Here is an 18954-nt window from a genome sequence, read left to right on the forward strand (position 1 = left end):
ACCTGATCCGCTCTTTGCCGCATATTGCGGCTGCGAAGACGACAAGGGGCTCATCGTCGGCGCATCGAACCCGCGGCTCGGCCGCCAAAAACAGGAGGCAAATGTGTCCGATAAAAACCAGAATCTTCAGGATCTTTTTCTCAACGCTCTGCGTCGCAGCAAGACCCCGGTAACGATGTTTCTCGTCAAGGGCGTGAAGCTGCAGGGAATAATCACCTGGTTCGACAATTTCTCGCTCTTGCTCCGCCGCGACGGCCAGTCGCAGCTCGTGTACAAGCACGCGATCTCGACGATCATGCCGTCGCATGATTTCGACCTGGCCTCGCTCGGCGCCGATGTGCGCGAAGTTCCCACCGCCAAGGGCAAGGCGCTTCAGGACGTTTTCCTGAATGCGGTGCGCCGTTCCGAAGAGTCGGTGACGATGTTCCTTGTCAACGGCGTCATGCTGCAGGGCGATATCGTCGCCTTCGATCTGTTCTGCATGCTGCTCGAACGCGAACGCCAGGTGCAGCTTGTCTACAAGCACGCCATTTCGACGGTTCAGCCCAACGGCCCGATCAATCTGACCGACAATGGCGAAGCCGACGGCGACGCCTGATCGACCCGATGTCCGATAGCGCCGAAGAGGTAACGCGCGGTGCGCCCGCGCTGCTTGTCGTGCCCGAATGGCACGGCCAGCGCCTGTCGCGCGATCTCGACGCGCGTGTCGCGGAAGCAAAGGGGCTCGCGGTCGCGATCGGTCTGAAGGTGGTGGCAGCGCATCCGCTGCGCCTCCGCCAGACGCGCGCGGCGACGCTGATCGGCGTCGGTCAGATCGAGGCTATCAAGCCCGCGATTGCGGCGCACGACGTGCAACTTGTCATCGTCGATGCCGCGCTGACCGCGATCCAGCAGCGCAATCTGGAAACCGCCTTCGGAACGAAGGTGATCGATCGCACCGGCCTGATCCTCGAGATATTTGGTGAGCGCGCCGCGACCGCCGAGGGGCGGTTGCAGGTCGAACTAGCACATCTCGACTATCAGGCGGGACGGCTGGTGCGAAGCTGGACCCACCTCGAGCGCCAGCGCGGCGGCTTCGGCTTCCTCGGCGGCCCAGGCGAGACGCAGATCGAGGCCGACCGCCGGATGATCCGCAATCGTATGGCGCGCATCCGCCGCCAGCTCGACGATGCGCGGCGCACGCGCCAACTCCAACGCGCCAAGCGGCAGCGGGCACCTTGGCCCGTCGTCGCGCTCGTCGGCTATACCAACGCCGGAAAATCGACGCTTTTCAACCGCCTGACGGGAAGTGACGTCATGGCGGAAGATATGCTGTTCGCGACGCTTGATCCGACGATGCGCGAAATCCGTCTGCCGGGGATCGACAAGGCAATTCTCTCCGACACGGTCGGCTTCGTCTCCGACCTTCCGACCGAACTCGTCGCCGCCTTCCGCGCAACGCTAGAGGAAGTGACGACGGCCGATCTGATCGTCCATGTCCGCGACATCGTCCATCCCGACAGCGACGCGCAATATGACGACGTCAAGGCGATCCTCGACTCGCTCGGGGTCAATGGGCCGCAGGACGGGGAAGGGGAGGACGCCGTCGACCCGATTCCGCAGATCGAAATCTGGAACAAGATCGACACCGCGGCTCCCGATCGGCGCGCCGAGATCGTCGAGATCGCCGCACGGCGCAGCGACGTCGCGGTCATTTCGGCCTTCACGGGTGAGGGCGTCGAGGCGGCGCGGACGCTGATGGCGGCGCGGTTAACCGAAGGCCACGAAATACAGCAGATTTTTCTCGGCTTTGACGAAGGGGAGGCGCTTGCCTGGCTCCACGCCCGCGGCGAAGTGCTCGACAACAAAGCAGAGGGTGAGGGGCATGTGCTCACCGTTCGGCTCGATCCCGCCGACCAGGCCCGCTTCCATCGCCTCTGGCCGGCTAAGGTTTTTCCGAAGCCTTGACCGCCTGCCAATGCGCTTCGAGCGCATCGAGCGGCATATCCGCCATGTCGGCGCCGGCGCGTGCTTCGACGGCCATGAAGCGGCGCGCGAACTTGGCGTTGGCGTCACGGAGTGCGCTTTCGGCATCGACGCCGAGGTGCCGCGCATAGTTCACGACCGCGAAGAGCAGGTCGCCGACTTCCTCCGCACGCGCTGCGTCGTCGGGGGCCGTTTCGACTTCTTCCAGTTCTTCGGCGATCTTGGCGCGCGGTCCGCCGGCATCGGGCCAGTCGAATCCCGCCCGCGCAGCGCGGCCTTGCAGCTTTTGCGCGCGCAGCAGCGCCGGCAGTGACAACGCCACGCCGTCGAGCACGCTTTTGGCGCCGTCGACGCTGCGCTCGGCCGCCTTGATCTGTTCCCATTGCTGGCGAACGTCATGCGTCGTTGCATCGCCGAAGATATGCGGGTGGCGCCGTTCCATCTTGTCGCTGATCGCATTGGCGACGTCGTCGAACCCGAACAGGCCTTTGTCGGTAGCGATCTGGGCATGAAAAACGACCTGGAGCAGCAAATCTCCAAGCTCGTCGCAAATCGCATCGGGCGATCCGGAGGCTATGGCGTCGGCAACCTCATAGGCTTCCTCGATCGTGTAAGGTGAGATCGTTGTGAAGTCCTGCGCCAAATCCCACTCACACCCACCATCGGGATTGCGCAACTGACGCATGATCGCGAGCAGTCGATCGATGGGGGACAGCGAAGGCGTATTCGACATAAGATTATCCGATAATATATATTATGTTAAATTCAATATAACGGGGAGGCCCGTTTGCCCCCCTCTCGTTGAATTGTCAGGCAAAAAGCTGCCACGTCCGGACGACGAGAAATACGAGCGCAAAGATCGCCACCCACGCGAGCGCCATCTTCAGCCCGTCGGCCAGATTGAGCCGTCTGGCCGCGAGCGAGCTCAAGACCAGCGCAAAGGCCCCGACGAACCAGATCATCTGCACCGTGGTATCGCCGTTCACAATTCCACCTCCAGCCCGTCGTACCCAGGCTCGACGCCGTCAGGCAGCTCGCCGGCCAGATCGTCATAATCCATCGTATTGTCCATATGCGTGATAATGGCCCGCGGCTGGCCGACCTTGGCGAGCCCTTCGAGCGTCATCGCGAGATGCGGATGCGTGGGGTGCGGATAGCGGCGGAGCGCGTCGATCACGAACAAGTCGACCCCCTGGAAGAAATCGACCATTTCCTCCGTAAATCGTGAAAAATCCGTCGCATATCCGATCTTGTGCGCACCGTCGCTGAAGATCAGGCCGCTGGCCTTTATCGGGCCGTGCGGCATTTCGAGTGCCGAAACTTCGATCGGTCCGATCCACTGATGATCGGCCAGTTCGATCGGATCGACCGATGCCGGATAGCCTGCGTTGCCGGCAAAGGCATAGGTGAAGCGCCATTTCAGAATATCCAGAACATGCGCGCGGGCGTAGGCCGGCACGGCCGAACCGCGCAGATGCATGATCTGACGCAAATCGTCGAGGCCGTGCGTATGATCGGCATGTTCGTGGGTCCATATCACCCCATCGACCTCGCCGATCCCGGCGTCGAGCAGTTGCAGGCGCATGTCGGGGCTGGTATCGACGATCAGCCGGTATCCGCCGAGCGAAATCATGATCGAGGCCCGGCTGCGCAGGTTCCGCGGATTGTCGGGGTCGCATTGCCCCCAGTCGTTACCGATCCGCGGTACCCCGGAAGAGGTACCGCACCCTAGAATGCGAACCTTCATGGCGCGTGTGACGTCATGGCGCCGCCTTGTTGAAAAGCGCGTAGAAATTCGCGCTTGTCGCCGCTGCCAGCGCTTCGCGATCATCGCCGCGCAGGTCGGCCAGAAAAGCCAGCGTATCGGCCACAAAGGCCGGCTCGCCGGTCTTGCCGCGATGCGGGACGGGGGCAAGGAAGGGGGAATCGGTTTCGATCAGCAGCCTGTCCTGCGGCAGCCATTTTGCCGTGGCCTGAAGATCGGCGGCATTTTTGAACGTCACGATCCCCGAGATCGAGATGAACAGCCCAAGGTCGAGCGCCGCTTTGGCGAAGTCGTCGCTCGCGGTGAAGCAATGAATCACACCGGTGTAAGACGCCCTTTCCATCTCTTCGCCGAGCAGCGCCAGCGTGTCGGCTTCGGCATCGCGGGTGTGGACTATGATCGGCAGGCCGGTCTGCTGCGATGCGTGGATATGGCGGCGAAAACTTTCCTGTTGCCGCACGCGATCGCTCTTGTCGTAATAATAGTCGAGCCCCGTCTCGCCGATCCCGATCACGCGCGGATGCGCGGCGCGCTCGACCAGCTTGGCGGTGTCGACATCGGGATGATGATCGGCATCGTGCGGATGGATGCCGACGCTAGCCCATACATCGGTATTGGCTTCGGCAGCAGCCAGGACGTCGTCCCACTCGCTCTCGCGCGTTGCGATGTTGAGCATCGCGGTGACGCCGCGCGCCCGCGCGCGCTCCAGCACTTCACCCTGCTGCTCGGCAAGCCCCTTGTAATTGAGGTGGCAGTGCGAATCGACGAGCATCAGGCCTCCCCTTCCCCTTCGGGCAGTTCAAGGCGTGGAAAGATAGGAACCGGCTGGCCGACCGCAAAACCGCTGGCAGCAAGCTTCGCAAACCATTCGGTGTCGGCAAGCGCGGCGAAGTCGCGCGCATCGTCGGCGATTCCCATCTGGTTGAGCAGCGCGTCAGCCGCGGACGGCACCACCGGACGGATCGCAATCGCGAGTGTGCGAATAGCCCGAAAGAGAGTCATCAGCACAGCACGCATCCGTTCTGGATTGGTCTTGCGCAGCGCCCACGGGGCCTGCGTATCAACATACTGGTTGCAGGCAAAAACTGCGCGGAGCCATTCCTCAATGCCGACAGAAAATGACAGCTCTTCAAACTCACGAGGAAGCAAATTTACTGCGGCGTCGCGAACGGCGCTCCTAAGAGCCAAATCCTCCTCACTCGGAGAGTAATCGTTCGAAATCTCGCCGTCCAAATTCTTGAAAATCATCGACAAGCTGCGCTGCGCAAGATTGCCGAAGCTGTTGGCGAGGTCGGCATTCGCGGTGCGCACGATCGCTTCGGCCGAATAGCTGCCGTCCTGCCCAAAGCTGACTTCGCGGAGCAGATAATAGCGCAGCGCATCGACGCCGAACTGTTCGGCGAGCGTCATCGGATCGACAACGTTGCCGAGCGATTTCGACATCTTCTCGCCGCGGTTGAGCAGAAAGCCGTGACCGAACACCTGGCGCGGAAGCGGCAGACCGGCACTCATCAGGAAGGCCGGCCAGTAAACAGTATGAAAACGAACGATATCCTTGCCGATCATATGAATGTTCGCCGGCCAGAATCGTACAAAATCGCCGTCCATGTCAGGATAGCCAATGCCCGACAAATAGGTCGTGAGCGCGTCGACCCAGACATACATCACATGCCCGGGGCTGCCCGGCACCGGGACGCCCCAATCGAAACTCGTGCGCGATACCGACAGATCCTTTAATCCGCCCTCGACGAAGCGCAGCACCTCGTTGCGGCGGCTTTCGGGGCGGATGAAGTCGGGATTGTCTTTATAGAGCGCGAGCAAACGGTCCTGATAGGCCGACAGGCGGAAGAACCAGCTTTCCTCGACGGTCCATTCGACCGGCGTCCCCTGCGGCGACAGGCGAACGCCCCCCTCCCCGTCGGTCAGTTCACTTTCATCATAGAAAGCTTCGTCGCGAACCGAATACCAGCCTTCATAGCGGTCGAGGTAGAGGTCGCCATTGGCTTCCATCGCCCGCCAGATCGCCTGCGATGCGCGATGGTGCGCCGGGTCCGACGTGCGCATGAAATTGTCATAGCTGATATTCAGTTTTCCATACATCTCACGGAAATATCCCGACATTTCGTCGGCAAGATCGATCGTCGCACGGCCTTGGTCGCGCGCGGTCTGATACATTTTCAGCCCATGTTCGTCGGTACCGGTGATCAGGCGCACGTCGCGGCCGCGCATCCGCTGGAAGCGCGCCATCACGTCGGTCGCGATGGCCTCGTAGGCGTGACCGATATGCGGACGGCCGTTGGGATAGCTGATGGCGGTGGTGATATAAAATGGTTCGGACATGCGCGCGCCTTAGCCGCTGGCGCGGCCAAGGGAAAGCGTCAGCGTGCCGCCTGCCCGCCGCGCGGCGCGAGTTCGGCGAGGCAGTTGCCGATCTCGAACCCCACCATCGCCCCGTCATATGACCCGCGCACCGCATCGCGCACCGTCCGCTGGATGCGGTCCCATTGACCGAGCACCGGTGCGATCTCTCCCAGCGGGCGTTCGCGCGCCAGCCGTGCCAGCAGGCCCGGCACGATGTCGATCACCAATTCGAGCCGCGCCCGGTTGCTGGTGCCGCCGACTTCGCGCGCCAACGCTTCGCGTAGCCGGTTGTCGCGATCACCGCCGGTCGCGATCGCCAGCAGTTTCTTTTCCATGACCGCGACGTCGCTGTCGATGAGCGCCAGCGCCTTGCCGGGAACCCCGCCCGACGCCACGACGATCGCGCGCACCTCGGCCATGTCAAGCATCGGGCGCAGGTCGTGCAGCCACGCCGTCATGACGTCACGCTCAACGGGTTGAAAACGCAGGATTCGGCAGCGTGACCGGATCGTGGGCAGCAGGCGTCCCGGCGAGTGACTGACGAGCAGGAACAAGGTTTGCGTCGGCGGCTCTTCGAGCGTCTTGAGCAGCGCATTGGCGCCGTCGGTTTCCAGATCGTCCACCGCATCGATGACAACGACGCGCCACGCGCCGAGCGATAGCGACAGATGCAGGCGGCGGATCATGCCGCGCACTTGATCGATCGTGATGTTGCGCGCGAGATCCTTGCTCTTGTCCTTCACCTGCCGCGTCAGATGGATGATCTCGGGGTGATTCCCCGCCGAAACGAGCCTGCCCGCCTGCTCATCACCGGGATCGTCGAGCGACAGCGGCGTCCCTCCCTCGCCCGCCCGGCCGTGCGTGACCAGAAAGCGGGTGACCCGTGCGGCAAAGGCGCCCTTCCCCATCCCCTGCGGCCCGGCGAGCAGCCAAGCGTGGTGGAGGCGGCCGCTTGTCCAGGGCTCAAGAAAGGCCTTCTCGGCGTCGTGATGGCCGATCATGGCAGCCATTCGGCAAGCTCCGACAACAGGGCCGCGGTAACGGCGGTTGCTGGCGCATCGGCGTCGACAAGGCGCCAGCGTAGCGGCTCCGCCGCTGCGATCTCCGCAAAGCGCGCGGCGAGCCGGGCCTGATAATCGGCGGGCTTGCTGCCCATGCGATCGGCGCCGCCGGCATCGCGCGCCGTCAGTCGCCGGCGCGCCTCTGCCGCGGAAACGGTCAGGAGGAAGGTCCGGTCGGGCAACAGGCCAAGCGAGCCGAAGCCGTGCAGCATCATGATGTCGGCATCGGTGATCCCGCCTCCCGCCCCCTGATAGGCGCGGGTTGAATCGACAAAGCGATCGCATAGCACCCAGGCGCCACGTTCGAGCGCGGGCCGGATCGTGCGCGCGACATGATCGGCGCGCGCGGCGGCGAAGAGCAGCGCTTCGCTACGCGCGTCCCACCGATCGTCGTCCCCCTCCATCAACAGCGCGCGGATCGCCTCGGCACCAGTGCTACCGCCCGGTTCGCGCGTCGCGACGACGTCGATCCCGCGTTCGTCAAGCGCCGCGGCCAGCGCGCGGATCTGCGTCGATTTGCCAACCCCTTCGCCGCCCTCGAGCGTGATGAAACGCCCCCTCATCGCCCGGCGAGCCGATAAAATCCGCTGCGCAGACGTGTCCAGACGCCATCGACCGGCGCCACGTCCTTCGCCGCCAGCAATGGCGTGGTTTGCGGCGGCAGGCCGTCGGGCGTCACGATCAGACGCGCGATCGGAGTGCCGCGTTCGATCGGGGCGTTTTGCGGGCTGCGGCTCTGCATCGCGGCGCGATAGTCGCCGGCATAGCTCTTGGGAACCGTCATTCGGACCGCAATACCGGCTTCGGCCATCACGCTCGGCCGTGCGCCGCGTTGCACCTCGACCGCCCCGATCTTGGTGCCCGCGGGCACCAGTTCGCGGCCTTCCCAAGCGTCGAAGCCCCAGCGCATCAGCCGTTCGGCCTCGTCGCGCCGCGCCTTTTCACTCTTCATGCCCGCGACCACCATAATCAGGCGCCGGCCATCGCGCTTTGCCGAACCGAGAAAGCAATAGCCCGCTTCAGCGGTGTGGCCGGTCTTGAGGCCGTCGGCCCCGGCAAAGCGCCCCAGAATGGGGTTGCGGTTCGGCTGGACGATCGGCTTGCCTTCTGGCGACACGCCATGCTGCAAGCGCGGGATCGAAAAATAGCGTGCATAACCATCGGGATGGTCGCGGATCAGCCGGTCCGCCAGCGTGATAAGATCGGCAGCGCTTACCTTGGTCACGCCGCCATCGGGCCAGCCGTTCGGCGTTCCGAACTTGCTCGACGTCATGCCGATTTTGGCCGCCATCGCATTCATTCGCTTGACGAAATCGGCTTCGCTGCCATCGATCCCGACCGCCAGCGCCGCGGCTGCGTCGTTCCCCGACACGGTGATCAGGCCCTTGAGCAATTCATCGACCGAAATCTTCTCGCCGGCGCGCAGGAACATCGTCGACCCGCCGTTGCTGCCGTTCCATTTGCGCCAGGTCGCTTCGCTGATCGTGAAGACCTTGTCGCGCGACAACTCGCCGCGCTTGATCAGGTCGAGCACGACATAGGCGGTCATCACCTTGGCCATCGAGGCCGGCGCGAAGCGTTTGCCCGCGCCGCGGGAAAAAAGGATCGCGCCCGAATCGAGATCCTTCAACATCACGATCGGCGCTTCGGTTACGTAGAGCGGCCTGCTCACTGCGCCCGGCTTCGGCTTGTCATTCCCCGCCGAAGCCGCCGGAAAGGTGCTTGCAAGCGCCGTTACCGCCAGTCCGGCGCCTATAGCACGCGCGATTCCGTTGCGACGCTGCACGGCTTAGCGGTCGCGCAGGACGGTCGCGTCGCGGAAGCCTTTGGCTTTCGCCTTGTCCTGTGCGGCTTTTGCTTCGCCGTCACTGGCAAAGGGCCCCATGCGGACGCGCCACAATTTGCCGGCTTTGTCGACATGGCCGCCGACCGATTTCGCTGCGACATTGGCCCGCGCTTCGCTGCTAAACGCGCCGACCTGAACGACGAAGCTTCCCGCAACCGCTTTGGGTGCCGGTTCCGCTTTCTTTTCGGGTGTAGCCGGCTTGGCCGCCGGGGCCGGCTTGGAAGGTTCGGGCTCTTTGCTGCTGGTTACCGCCATCCGGTCGTCGCCAGGTTTGGCCTGAGCCGATGCCGTCGGCGGCGCCGGTTGATCGGGAACCGTGGCGGCCGCCGCTTTGGGCACGGGCACCTGCTTGATCTTGGTCCGCAGGATCGACAGCAGCGATTCGGGCGTTGCCAGCCGCTCGGGTACCGGCCTGCCAGCGCGAAGCTGCGCGCGCTCGGCGGCGGGCGGATTGGTCCGGCGCACGCGAACCGCGCTCACCGCATCGGTCAGCCCGAGCTGTGCGGCGGCGCCGCGCGAAAGGTCGATCAGCCGGTCGTTGCTCATGGGTCCGCGATCGTTGACACGAACCAATATCGTTCGCCCGGTATCGAGCGCCGTTACCTCGACATAGCTGGGCAACGGCAGCGTCTTGTGCGCCGCGCTGATACCGTCGGGGTTGTATATCTCGCCATTGGCGGTCGGCTTGCCCGCCGCTTCTTCACCATACCAGCTTGCATAGCCGACATCGTCATAATCGGCGACATCCGCGGGCGTGTAGGTCGTGCCCGCGATGGTATAGGGATCGCCGAGTTTCACCGGCACGTCCGATACGCCATTGTCGGCAGGTGCCGTCGCGGGCGCAGCGGCGACCGCCGTATTGCTCTTGCCGTCAAAGCTGCCGCATGCCGCCAGCGCCAATGCCGTTCCTGCGACCAGCGTGGCCGCGCCCCCGCCCCTAACGATCGATTTCATCCGCCAGCAACCCCACAGAAAGTGCGTAAAAGTTCGAACAATTATAGTCGAGTATCGCACGATAATTACCGGTCAGCAAATAGGCGGTCTTTCCAGGGCCGTCGGGTTCGAGCAAGGTCGCCTGAATATGGTCCGCCGGCCAGCGTCCGCTCACTGGCTGGAACCCGGCGGCGCGCCATTCAGCCATCGACCGCCAGCGGCTGTAGCGGGCGAAAACGCGCGGGCAGCGTGTCGGCTCGAGCCGGGTTTCCATTGCCGAACGGTCGAAGCCGTCGGGAACGCGTACGGCAACGCCCCATGGTTCGCCCGCATGCCAGCCTGCCCGGCGCAGGTAGGAACCGATCGACTCGACCGCGTCGGCCTCGCTCGACCAGATGCGGGCAACGCCGTCGCCGTCGCCGTCCTCGGCAACCTTGAGATAGACCGAGGGGAGGAATTGGGGATAGCCGAACGCGCCCGCCCAACTGCCCTTCAGGACGTCGCGCGGAACGCCCTTTTCGACCATTTCGAGCGTCGCAATGAATTCGGGTTCGAACAGGCTGCGGCGGCGTCCCTCATAGGCAAGCGTCGCCAGCGCTTCGGGCAGGTCGAAATTGCCGGTTACCGCCCCATAAGCGGTTTCGTGTCCGAAGATCGCGATCATGATGCTCGTTGGGACGCCCGTCCGCTCCTCGATCCGCGACAGTAGCGGCAACAGGCGGTCGTGGACGCGGCGCCCGCCATTGATGCGCGCGGCATCGACATGCTTCGCCTTGTAAGGCGCAAAGGCCGGGATCGGCGTATCGGGACGCGGCGGCGCGCCCAGATTGTCGCGATCAAGCGCCACGACGCGCGCATTGAAGCGAAGCCCGCTCGTAACCCGGTCGAAGGTCGCGCGCGAAACGCCGCGCGCCTGCGCCTTGGGCCATAGCGACTGGACATAGGTATCGAAGCCGGGATCGGCCGCCTGCGCGTGCAGCGGTGCCGAAGCCGCCATGGTCCATGCGGATAGGAGGACACCGATCCGGGCGAGGAGGCGTCCGATTCTGAATGGTTTAGCGTGCATATGTCCCACCCTATAGGGCGTGTCTGCCACGGATACAGCCCCCTTGGCCAGCCGCCGGCGGGACAGGACGAGTCATTCGCGCGCCGGACCGTTCGCACCGCGCGCGCCAAAGGTTTCGCTTGCCGCGCGCCGCCGCCGCGCTATGTCGGCGCCGCAAGGACAGGTGGCCGAGTGGTTTAAGGCAGCGGTCTTGAAAACCGCCGTGGGTGCAAGCTCACCGTGGGTTCGAATCCCACCCTGTCCGCCAATCATTATTGATTTAATTGATAAAGTTTTAAGATCACGCGTCAGTTCCCATAACCGTTCCCTGATGGGCCCGACGCTAGAGGTGAATGCAACCGACTGTATTCACCCAACCGGCGCGCTCCTCATCGATTCTCAATCAGCGCGGGACAATCTTCCGCAATGCCACTGGGGCAGCCATGCCGGTGCCAGCCGTGAAACCTAGAAAAGACTGCACGCCGTAGGCCACAAATCGCGGCTTGAAATGGCGGAATTGTGAGGGTTTCGGGAGGTAGCAGCTTCTCAACCAAACGTGATTGGCCATTCGGATTCGATTAAATGCGCGGTTTTCTGAGAATTATCTGCCAACCGTTTCCGGATCACAGCTTGCCTATTGGCTGGGGCATGAATTACGCTTGGCTAGTGTAGGGGGCGACAGATGGCGGCAGAGAAAAATGGAATAATGCGGGCAATCTGGAACGGCCCATTCTACATCGGTCCATTGTCCCGCCCCGTTTCAGTTGGCGACGTTCTGCTAAAGGCGCTCGAAACACTCTGGCGGGCGATCCTTTCAATGGTCATACTGCTTGTCGCTGGCGGGCTGGGCATTGCCGCGTGGTTGCAGATCATCGAGCCGACGTTCTTCCCACCAATGAAAACCCAAATTAGCGCGACTGCGAAATATGACGATGGCACCGCAAAGTTACCCCCCGCAATTGGCGAAAAGCCCTTCAGATGCTCGCCAGACTACCCGATCAGAGTAGCTTTCACCAACAACTCTAAAACCACCATTGGGCATTTGGACTTTGCGATTGAGGGGCGGCCGCCCAACCGATCCGACAATGTCGTGCAAAGCGCGTCGTGGCGGCAAGCCGACACCATTATTCCGGCCGGTTACACTTGGCAGTCTTGCTGGGCAGTTTCGGTAGAGGAGGGATTTGCCCCCGAAACGCTGGACTATAAGATAAATATTTGGGATGCGACAGAAGCGGATGCGGATGCGCAGTTCAAGCCCAGCCCTCCTTCTGCCAGCGCCCGTCCGGAGCCGGTCGCGTCGAATGCTCCACCTAGCCCAAGCCCTTCCCCGTCAATCACGCTAGCGACTATTAAGGAAACCGACTGGCAAAAGATTGGCATGGGTTGTTCATGCTCATTTTCAGTCGGAACGCCGCGGAAAGAAAAGCTGATAGCAGGCGGTGACGGGCTAACCTTTTTTCGTCTCAACGGCAAAGATCACCTCTGCCCCGCCCCAGACACTCAGGCTATGTTCGATGGCCCGGTGTCAATGTCGTGCGGCTCCGCAGCCGTGCAGATAACGCCTTACGGCCAGATTCGGCCGGGCGAGGACGGCCACAGTTCCAATGCTCGCCTGCACATCGCAGATACCTCGGGCACGCTCAGCTTAACAGGAAGGTGGGGGTGCGGCTGCTAGCCTCAACACCCCCCGTCCCGCACCAGTCGCTCAATCACCTTCACATATCGCACCGCTTCCAGCGTCTTGGCCGAATAGCCGCCATGCTTGCGGGCATTCTGATTGCCCCTAGGCGCGCCGGGATTCGTCCCGCCGTGCATGCGGCACCGCTTCCGCCCTTTCACGGCTGGGGATTGGCAAGCCGTTCCCTTGCGCGTCATGGCCAAGCAACGCGGGGCCGCTGCCAGTATTTCCGGCTCCATGGGATTGATCCTCATTTTTCGCTGTTCCTCCCCCCTGATTGACGTTCTCGGCAATGACGGCCTGCCCGCCCCGGTTATCGACGTGAATATGCTTCACGACCTGTTCCCCGCCCCGGCGCATCCGGGCCAGCGTTTCCATTTGCCGCTGAGAGGTTCCCAGCAGCTTCGTGGCGAGGTTTCCGAATGTCTGCGCGGTCGGCACCCATTCCGCCGATCCAAGGTGGCTCAGTGCCCGGATTGCCGCGTCATGGGTGCAATACATCTGCACCAGCAACAGCGCCTCGGCCTGATCCTGGGGCTTCATGCTTTCGATGAATGACAGGGCCGCATTGTAGCGCGCTTCATTGTCTGCCCCGACTGAGCCGAGATATTTGAGCAGTTCGTTTGCCCGCGCGTTCACCGGATCAATCGAATTGGCCGAAAAGGTTTCGTGCAGCTTGAGCAGCGCCAGCATTTCGCTCTTGCCGGTCGGTTCGATGCTCCACCCGCCATTGGGTTTGCGGGTCATCTTCACCTTGGCCGGTGCCCCGCGCTTGCGATAATCGCGGATCAGACGCGCTAGTTCGGCCCGCTCGTCCTTGTCGAGCTTGTCCCAGCCGGGAACGTCCCTCGCCAAAATGCGATTGGCTTCCTCCTCGCTGTCCGTATCGGGAAACGGGATCGTCACAGTCCGCTCTTGCGGCTGGGTACCAGCCTTGCTCTTGCGCGCCGTTTGCTTGCTCTTCGCCTTGTTCGTTTCTGTCATATTTCCCGCACCTTCAAAATTGATCATCGCCAGCATTCACCCGCACCACACCACCACCTCACCCCCTATAAAGGGGGGTGGTGTTGTGTGGGCAGGTTCGTCACGGGTCCGCTCCCGCACCTTCCGCACTTTCCGCACCACACGTTGCAAGGTGCGGACGGGAGCCTATTTCGCTGGCGTCCACCGGGTTTCCGACAATTACGAAAGGCACTTCACGGCCATTGATCGCGCGATGCTCCACGGCCAGCGCACCGTTGCGCTTCCACGTCCGAATGATTGCCTTGATGCGCCCCCTGTCGGTTTCGGCGGACAGGGCCGCCACAGTGGCGACAAGGTGGCCAACCCAATTCTTGGCCTGCACGCTATCTCGCCAGTCACCAGCCGCAAGGCGTTGCTGGACGGTGAAGAGGTGCCACGTTGTCAAGCCATGGAACACGTCCGGCTTTTCCCAGAGCGTGGCCACACCAACAAAATCGGACGGCTCCAGCCCGTCGCCATTGTCGAGGCTCTGGCTCTCCAGCTTGATCCATGTGGCAGCATCGGGTGGCGCGCGATTGGCCTTGCCGGTGTCGATACGCACCAGCGAGCGGCGCAATGCCGGGTCCGCAATGCCCAATTCCTCGGCTTCCTTGTCGCCCATCGGATTGAGCGGGAGCACGACGCGGGCAGCATCGCGCAAGGCCACCGCGCCGCGCCCGTCCTCTGCCGTAACCTCCCGCCCGCCCAGCTTGCGGGTATGGTGCACGAGCACGACCGCGCAGCCGGTTTCTTGGGCCAGCCGCTTCCACCGCTTGGCGATGGCGTCTATTGCCTCGTTTGAGCTTTCGCGCACGGCATGGCTCGAAACGAACGGATCGACAATCACCGTTGCGACGCGCCGTTCGCGGATCGTGGCTGCAAGCTGGGCAAACACGTCCTCTGCCAGCGTGAAGCCGTCCCGGTCCTCGCTTGCCGTGCAGAGCGGCTGGACTAGCCCAGAATCAAGGTGGAGCCGGTCCCCGCAATCCATGGGGCCAATGCCATGATAGGCACAAGCAGCGGACAATTGCCGCTCCAGTTCGTCGGTCCCGTCCTCAAGGTTGAAGATCCACACCGCTTGCGGCCCGCGATGCAATGGCTTGCCCAAAAGCGGTTGCCCGCTGGCGAGACAAAGCGCAATTGTGTTGCCGATTGTGCTCTTGCCGGTGCCGCCCGGTGCAATGATCGCGGTCACTTCGCCGCGCAGCAGCCAATGGCCCATGAGCCATTGCCGCCGTGGCAGCGACGCGGGATCGGGCCAGCGGTAAGGCGTGGCGCGCAAGGCGGAATGGCTGTTGATACGCGCCGCCGCATCATCCGGCGGCAGCGCGGCATAGTCCATCGGCTGGGTTGCGGTTGCTGCCATTGTCAGTCCCCCTGCCGCGCTGCTTCGATACGCCCGGCAACATCGCCGCGCGGGATGTCCGCAAAATCGGCGCTGGAGTCCGCTTGGCACGTTTGGGGCCTTGGGGTTGCCACCACACCGCCAATCGCCTGAGCGGCCTTTCTGGCGATTCCCAGCCCGATATTCTCCGTTAGGTGACGGTCATCGTCCGCCGCGATCACAAGTTCGCGCGTCGGGAACAGCTTGCGCATGGCCCGCGCCACGGTTTCGAGGTTGCGCGCCGACATGGCGGCGGCAACGCCAAAGCCGGTTGCCGAATGGACAGCCGCCATTGTGGCGAAGCCTTCCCCGATCACCAGCGGGCCAGCCGATGGCCTCCCGTCCTGCATGTGCACGCCATGGGGCCAGAACAGGCCAGCCGTGCGAGCGTCCTTGCCGAACAGCTTGAAGCCATCGGGCCGGATGCGCTGGACGTTCCACAGGCGAAAGCCGGGATCGACCATCGGCAGCAGCAAATCGCGCCCCGCCTGTCGGATGCCGAACGGCTCCAGCGCCTTGGCGACAAGGTAGGGGTGCTCGGGATCAGCGCGGCTGGCATTCGCCCATAGGTCCGCCGCACACCGTGCCGCCGCTTGCTCAGCCTCCAGCCGCTCGCGCTTGCGCGCAAATTCGGCCTGCCGGATCGAGCGCCATTCCGTCGCTGTCAGTTCGCGCCCGCTATCCGCCGCTAGAAAGCCGTCCGCGCGCAGCATTTCCTTGACCGCCAGCGCATCGGCCCGAGTGCCGTTGTAGCAAGCCACAAGGCAACCATCCGGAGCGTGCTCGCTGGCCTTGATCGCCGTCCCCCGGTCGCGCCCTGAATGGCCCGGCGTCGGGATCAGCGCATTGCCCTTGCAGACCTTGCCACCATAGTGGCGCGCTATCGCATCAATATCGACTATCACAGCGCGGCCCTCCCTTTATCGGTGAGCCTGAGCACGGATGCGCTCTTGCCGCTGGGATTGCGCCGCCGCGCCCCTGTCGGTTCGATCAGGCCCATGGCTCGCAGTTCCGAAAAGCGCGGCTGGAGCGATTCCCGCGTGACGCCGGATATTGCCACGACCTCCAGTGGGGTTGCCTCGCCCAGCCGTGCCAGCGTGCACATGGCAAGGCGGCGAAGGTGCGAGACGGTCGGGGCGATAGCCTCGGCAGCGTCCTGGCTTGTGCCGTCCGGTCCCTTTGCTCCGGGAATGTCGGGATAACGATCAGCCATGCGCGCCTCCCCCGAATGCGAGCGCCGCGATCATCGCGGCCATTTCCGGCCGGACGTGATGCGCTGCGATCAGGAATTGCGATTGCAGGGTGCAGGGGCTAAGAGGATCACGGAACCAGCCGCCACAGCTATTCCGCGATGCCCGCGCCTCAACCGCGCGGGTTTCGCTTTTCTGGGGCATGGCTCATATCTCCCCCGCGATAAGCGCGTGCAGGCTCTCTGCCGGAATCACCGTGCGCCCGCCGATGCGCCGTGCGAGTAAGCGCCCCGCCGCAATGTGTGAATAAATGGTGGTGCGCCCCAAGCTGGACGCCTTGCACGCTTCCTTGATGGAATACGCGATCTTGGGGGGATCGTGCTTTTCGGTTTGCATTGAAAGACCTCGTTCGTGGTTGAACAAGGCGAGCAAACACGGTTGAAAAATGCGCAGCAAAACCCGCATGTGCGGGGGATATGCGGCCTTTTTAAGCGCCTTTCTGCTTAGGCCGCCCTGACGGCCTCCACCGCCCTTTAATCAGTTCACGAACCTCGGTGGTTGCGACATTTTCGAAACCCGGTTCATGCCTCATTTGACCGGCAATTGTTCGACCATCCAACCCGCGAGCCTTCATTTCGTCGGCCTTGGCCAGTATCTCTTCGTCTCTTGGTGGGCGTCCCGCCTTGACGGCTGGCGCTCTTCCTTTTTTGTCGCTCCATGCCACCGACGCAGACTGGCGTCCGTTTCGCCATTCATCGAATGCCAGCCGAGACAACAGAATAGGGCATCCCCGCCCGTCATCTGTGTCGGACATTCCACGATAGACATGATCGAGATGCGCCGGATCGACTTGGTTCCAATAATGCCGTGGAACCGCCAATACTCGGCTAGGAGACTGCTCGACATATGCTGTCAGATTGCCGCCTTGGAGAGGACTCCAAAGGACACGGTTTGCTTCCCGGTAACGCAAATGGTGTTCCGGCATTTCAGAGTCCTCACCTACATTGAACGTCTCGCCGTTGCTAAATCTGAATTGCATCCATCCAAGCGCATTTTGCCATAGCTGAACGTCATCGGAGGGCTTCCCATGTGCCAGCCATGATAGGGCTTCCTCCATTCCTAGCATTGGCCCAACCCCCGGCAATGCGGCAGGGAGCGGCGAAAGCAGTGCTTTGGTATTGTCAAATCTGGCCGGAGACGCATTCAGCAGTTCGGCACGGCAAACTTCAACGTCGCGCCAGCCGTCGCCGCGTCCGTTCAATGCGCGATCTAGCACATCGCCCTCCCTCACCAGCCCAGCCCCGCGCTCAAGCCCGCCGTAGAGGCTGTCAAAGCTGGCAAAGTCGCGCAATTGCGTGTCGGTAAGATAATCAGTGTTCGCCTGTGCAGCCGCAGTATGATCGGAGTAATTCGCAACATAGCGCCCGCGCACCCGGATATTCCCGGCGCTGGCCTGATCGGCAAAGCTGGCCATCGCAGTGCGCAACGCATCGGGCCAGCTGCCCTCTGCGAACGGGCCAAACCCGCATGACTCCATGAAGTTGAACTCATCGCGGCTCAGCGAGACGGCAAAGGCTATCCACGTCAACGCCTGCGTAAGCTCGACAAACGGCCTGTCAGGCGGCTCCCGATAGGTTAGCTGATTGGGCCGCGCATCGTGGTCAAATGGGACGGGGAGCGCCGGTAGATCACCAATTTCGGCGAACTCTGATCGGGCAATCCATGCCCTGAACTCGGCACGCGAAACGAAACAGCGCCAATCGCCAAATTCTCCCAAGCCGTGCTCCAGCAGCGGATTGAGGGGAAGCCAATTGAAGTTGAAGGCGTTCTCTGCCGCACTCGCATTCTCCCAAGCCCAGCCGGGAAGCGGATGGGAGCGGCCATCTTTCACCAGATGCGCGGTCAAATCACCCGACAGCAAGGCGCGGCGCATGGTGAGAGACGTGCGGGCAGTGCGCCTGTGCCGATGCGTTGCGTTCTCGCACTCAGCATCAAACGGGTCGGCTGGGGGATCAATCCATGGGGCCGGTTCCTGCCCTGCCAGCCGCGTTCTCAGGATGCGATGCAGGATGCGAACGGCCTTCGATATTCGCAGCCATTGCCTTTCGTCGCCGTCATGGGAGCGTGACTGCGAATTGCCGTTTTTCCGCGCGGGCTTTTTCGCGGTATCAATCCTCGCGGCGAATTTTGCCCAGTCGTCACGCTTTACAAACAGCGGCCTGCCGTAGAGCCAGCCGCGATCATTCGGGGGACGATAAACGCCGGAAACAACCGTAGCGTGGTCAACTTCGACAATCGCGCCGGGAGCTACCAACCGTTCCGGTTCTCCAATTGGAGCAACCCATATCGGCAGTTCCCCGGAACGCATGGCATTGGAAATATGCCTGTCCGCTTGTTCGATATTGGCTTGCCGCCTGAGCCAGTCCGCCCGCTGATCCTCTGGAACGGATTGCGCAAAATCCACCATCCGAGGAGGCAGATTTGCGGGAGTAGGCCAGCCTTCCGAACGCTCCGCAAGATCAATCCTGCAATGCGATAGCTCATAGGAATCGGTGACGGCTGGGCCGCGATGCTCGTCATCATAGCGCGGCTGGCTCGCAGACGCCGGATTATTGAATTGAAGGGGCGCGGGGATCACTACGCCCCGCTCGTCTTTTCGCGCCATACCGCCTCCCTAGCGGCTCCCAAATTGAGGTGGGGAAGCGCGTGGGATGCGCGCTTGTC

At 62.8% G+C, this 18954-nt stretch carries 20 protein-coding genes and 1 tRNA gene; 4 read left to right on the forward strand and 17 right to left on the reverse strand.

The features are described 5' to 3' along the window. Positions 1–103 precede the first annotated feature (103 nt). A complete protein-coding gene (gene hfq / locus MU856_RS06535; protein ID WP_003051691.1) occupies positions 104–598 on the forward strand; it encodes an RNA chaperone Hfq in 495 nt (164 codons plus the stop codon). Positions 599–606: 8 nt separating this feature from the next. Next, the gene (hflX, locus tag MU856_RS06540; protein WP_062902440.1) at positions 607–1947 is read left to right on the forward strand and encodes a GTPase HflX; all 1341 of its coding nucleotides are present in this window, start codon (positions 607–609) and stop codon (positions 1945–1947) included. On the opposite strand, the gene mazG is transcribed toward hflX, so the two are convergent. The 10 genes from mazG to MU856_RS06590 all read right to left on the reverse strand — a co-directional run bounded on the left by mazG (position 1925) and on the right by MU856_RS06590 (position 10928). Next, positions 1925–2698: a nucleoside triphosphate pyrophosphohydrolase gene (mazG, locus tag MU856_RS06545; RefSeq protein ID WP_263588623.1), complete on the reverse strand. Its 774-nt coding sequence runs from the start codon at positions 2696–2698 to the stop codon at positions 1925–1927. The genes hflX and mazG overlap by 23 nt on opposite strands. A 76-nt stretch (positions 2699–2774) precedes the next feature. Beyond that, the gene (locus tag MU856_RS06550) at positions 2775–2951 is read right to left on the reverse strand and encodes a hypothetical protein (RefSeq protein WP_156001432.1); all 177 of its coding nucleotides are present in this window, start codon (positions 2949–2951) and stop codon (positions 2775–2777) included. Further along, a complete protein-coding gene (locus MU856_RS06555) occupies positions 2948–3712 on the reverse strand; it encodes an MBL fold metallo-hydrolase (protein WP_062902442.1) in 765 nt (254 codons plus the stop codon). Before MU856_RS06555 ends, MU856_RS06550 begins: the two co-directional genes overlap by 4 nt. Positions 3713–3725: 13 nt before the next feature. Next, positions 3726–4502: a TatD family hydrolase gene (locus MU856_RS06560; RefSeq protein WP_062902443.1), complete on the reverse strand. Its 777-nt coding sequence runs from the start codon at positions 4500–4502 to the stop codon at positions 3726–3728. After that, positions 4502–6070, reverse strand: coding sequence for a methionine--tRNA ligase (gene metG / locus MU856_RS06565; protein WP_263588624.1), 1569 nt, complete (start codon positions 6068–6070; stop codon positions 4502–4504). The genes MU856_RS06560 and metG overlap by 1 nt, the downstream gene beginning before the upstream one ends. 38 nt (positions 6071–6108) lie before the next feature. Further along, the gene (locus MU856_RS06570) at positions 6109–7101 is read right to left on the reverse strand and encodes a DNA polymerase III subunit delta' (RefSeq protein ID WP_263588625.1); all 993 of its coding nucleotides are present in this window, start codon (positions 7099–7101) and stop codon (positions 6109–6111) included. Then, positions 7089–7715, reverse strand: a complete 627-nt coding sequence (gene tmk / locus MU856_RS06575) for a dTMP kinase (RefSeq protein WP_062902446.1) — start codon at positions 7713–7715, stop codon at positions 7089–7091. Before tmk ends, MU856_RS06570 begins: the two co-directional genes overlap by 13 nt. Beyond that, on the reverse strand, positions 7712–8938 hold the full coding sequence (locus MU856_RS06580) for a D-alanyl-D-alanine carboxypeptidase family protein (protein ID WP_263588626.1): 1227 nt from the start codon (positions 8936–8938) through the stop codon (positions 7712–7714). The genes tmk and MU856_RS06580 overlap by 4 nt, the downstream gene beginning before the upstream one ends. Before the next feature lie 3 nt (positions 8939–8941). Further along, entirely contained in the window at positions 8942–9952 is a 1011-nt protein-coding gene (locus tag MU856_RS06585) for a septal ring lytic transglycosylase RlpA family protein (RefSeq protein WP_263588627.1), read from the reverse strand. Further along, positions 9936–10928: a lytic transglycosylase domain-containing protein gene (locus MU856_RS06590; protein ID WP_263588628.1), complete on the reverse strand. Its 993-nt coding sequence runs from the start codon at positions 10926–10928 to the stop codon at positions 9936–9938. Before MU856_RS06590 ends, MU856_RS06585 begins: the two co-directional genes overlap by 17 nt. A 226-nt stretch (positions 10929–11154) precedes the next feature. On the opposite strand from MU856_RS06590, the gene MU856_RS06595 reads away from it, so the two are divergent. Both MU856_RS06595 and MU856_RS06600 read left to right on the forward strand, forming a co-directional pair. Next, positions 11155–11244 (forward strand) — tRNA-Ser (locus MU856_RS06595). A gap of 414 nt (positions 11245–11658) precedes the next feature. Beyond that, entirely contained in the window at positions 11659–12651 is a 993-nt protein-coding gene (locus MU856_RS06600; RefSeq protein WP_263588629.1) for a hypothetical protein, read from the forward strand. 2 nt (positions 12652–12653) lie between these two features. On the opposite strand, the gene MU856_RS18740 is transcribed toward MU856_RS06600, so the two are convergent. From MU856_RS18740 to MU856_RS06630, 7 genes are all read right to left on the reverse strand, one after another. Beyond that, a complete protein-coding gene (locus MU856_RS18740) occupies positions 12654–12851 on the reverse strand; it encodes an HGGxSTG domain-containing protein (RefSeq protein WP_412072819.1) in 198 nt (65 codons plus the stop codon). Next, positions 12760–13674 carry a hypothetical protein gene (locus tag MU856_RS06605; protein ID WP_263588630.1) on the reverse strand — a complete coding sequence of 305 codons (915 nt, stop codon included), beginning with the start codon at positions 13672–13674 and terminating at the stop codon, positions 12760–12762. The genes MU856_RS18740 and MU856_RS06605 overlap by 92 nt, the downstream gene beginning before the upstream one ends. A gap of 64 nt (positions 13675–13738) precedes the next feature. Further along, a complete protein-coding gene (locus tag MU856_RS06610; RefSeq protein WP_263588631.1) occupies positions 13739–15022 on the reverse strand; it encodes an AAA family ATPase in 1284 nt (427 codons plus the stop codon). 2 nt (positions 15023–15024) lie between these two features. Next, positions 15025–15945, reverse strand: coding sequence for a toprim domain-containing protein (locus MU856_RS06615; protein WP_263588632.1), 921 nt, complete (start codon positions 15943–15945; stop codon positions 15025–15027). After that, positions 15942–16253 (reverse strand): MarR family winged helix-turn-helix transcriptional regulator, encoded by a 312-nt coding sequence (locus tag MU856_RS06620; RefSeq protein WP_263588633.1) that lies wholly within the window; start codon positions 16251–16253, stop codon positions 15942–15944. The genes MU856_RS06615 and MU856_RS06620 overlap by 4 nt, the downstream gene beginning before the upstream one ends. Positions 16254–16437: 184 nt before the next feature. Continuing rightward, positions 16438–16695 carry a helix-turn-helix domain-containing protein gene (locus tag MU856_RS06625; protein ID WP_263588634.1) on the reverse strand — a complete coding sequence of 86 codons (258 nt, stop codon included), beginning with the start codon at positions 16693–16695 and terminating at the stop codon, positions 16438–16440. Positions 16696–16717: 22 nt separating this feature from the next. Beyond that, positions 16718–18895 carry a hypothetical protein gene (locus MU856_RS06630; protein ID WP_263588635.1) on the reverse strand — a complete coding sequence of 726 codons (2178 nt, stop codon included), beginning with the start codon at positions 18893–18895 and terminating at the stop codon, positions 16718–16720. Positions 18896–18954 lie beyond the last annotated feature (59 nt).

The sequence above is a fragment of the Sphingopyxis sp. GC21 genome, from assembly GCF_025727575.1.
GTDB lineage: Bacteria > Pseudomonadota > Alphaproteobacteria > Sphingomonadales > Sphingomonadaceae > Sphingopyxis > Sphingopyxis terrae_A.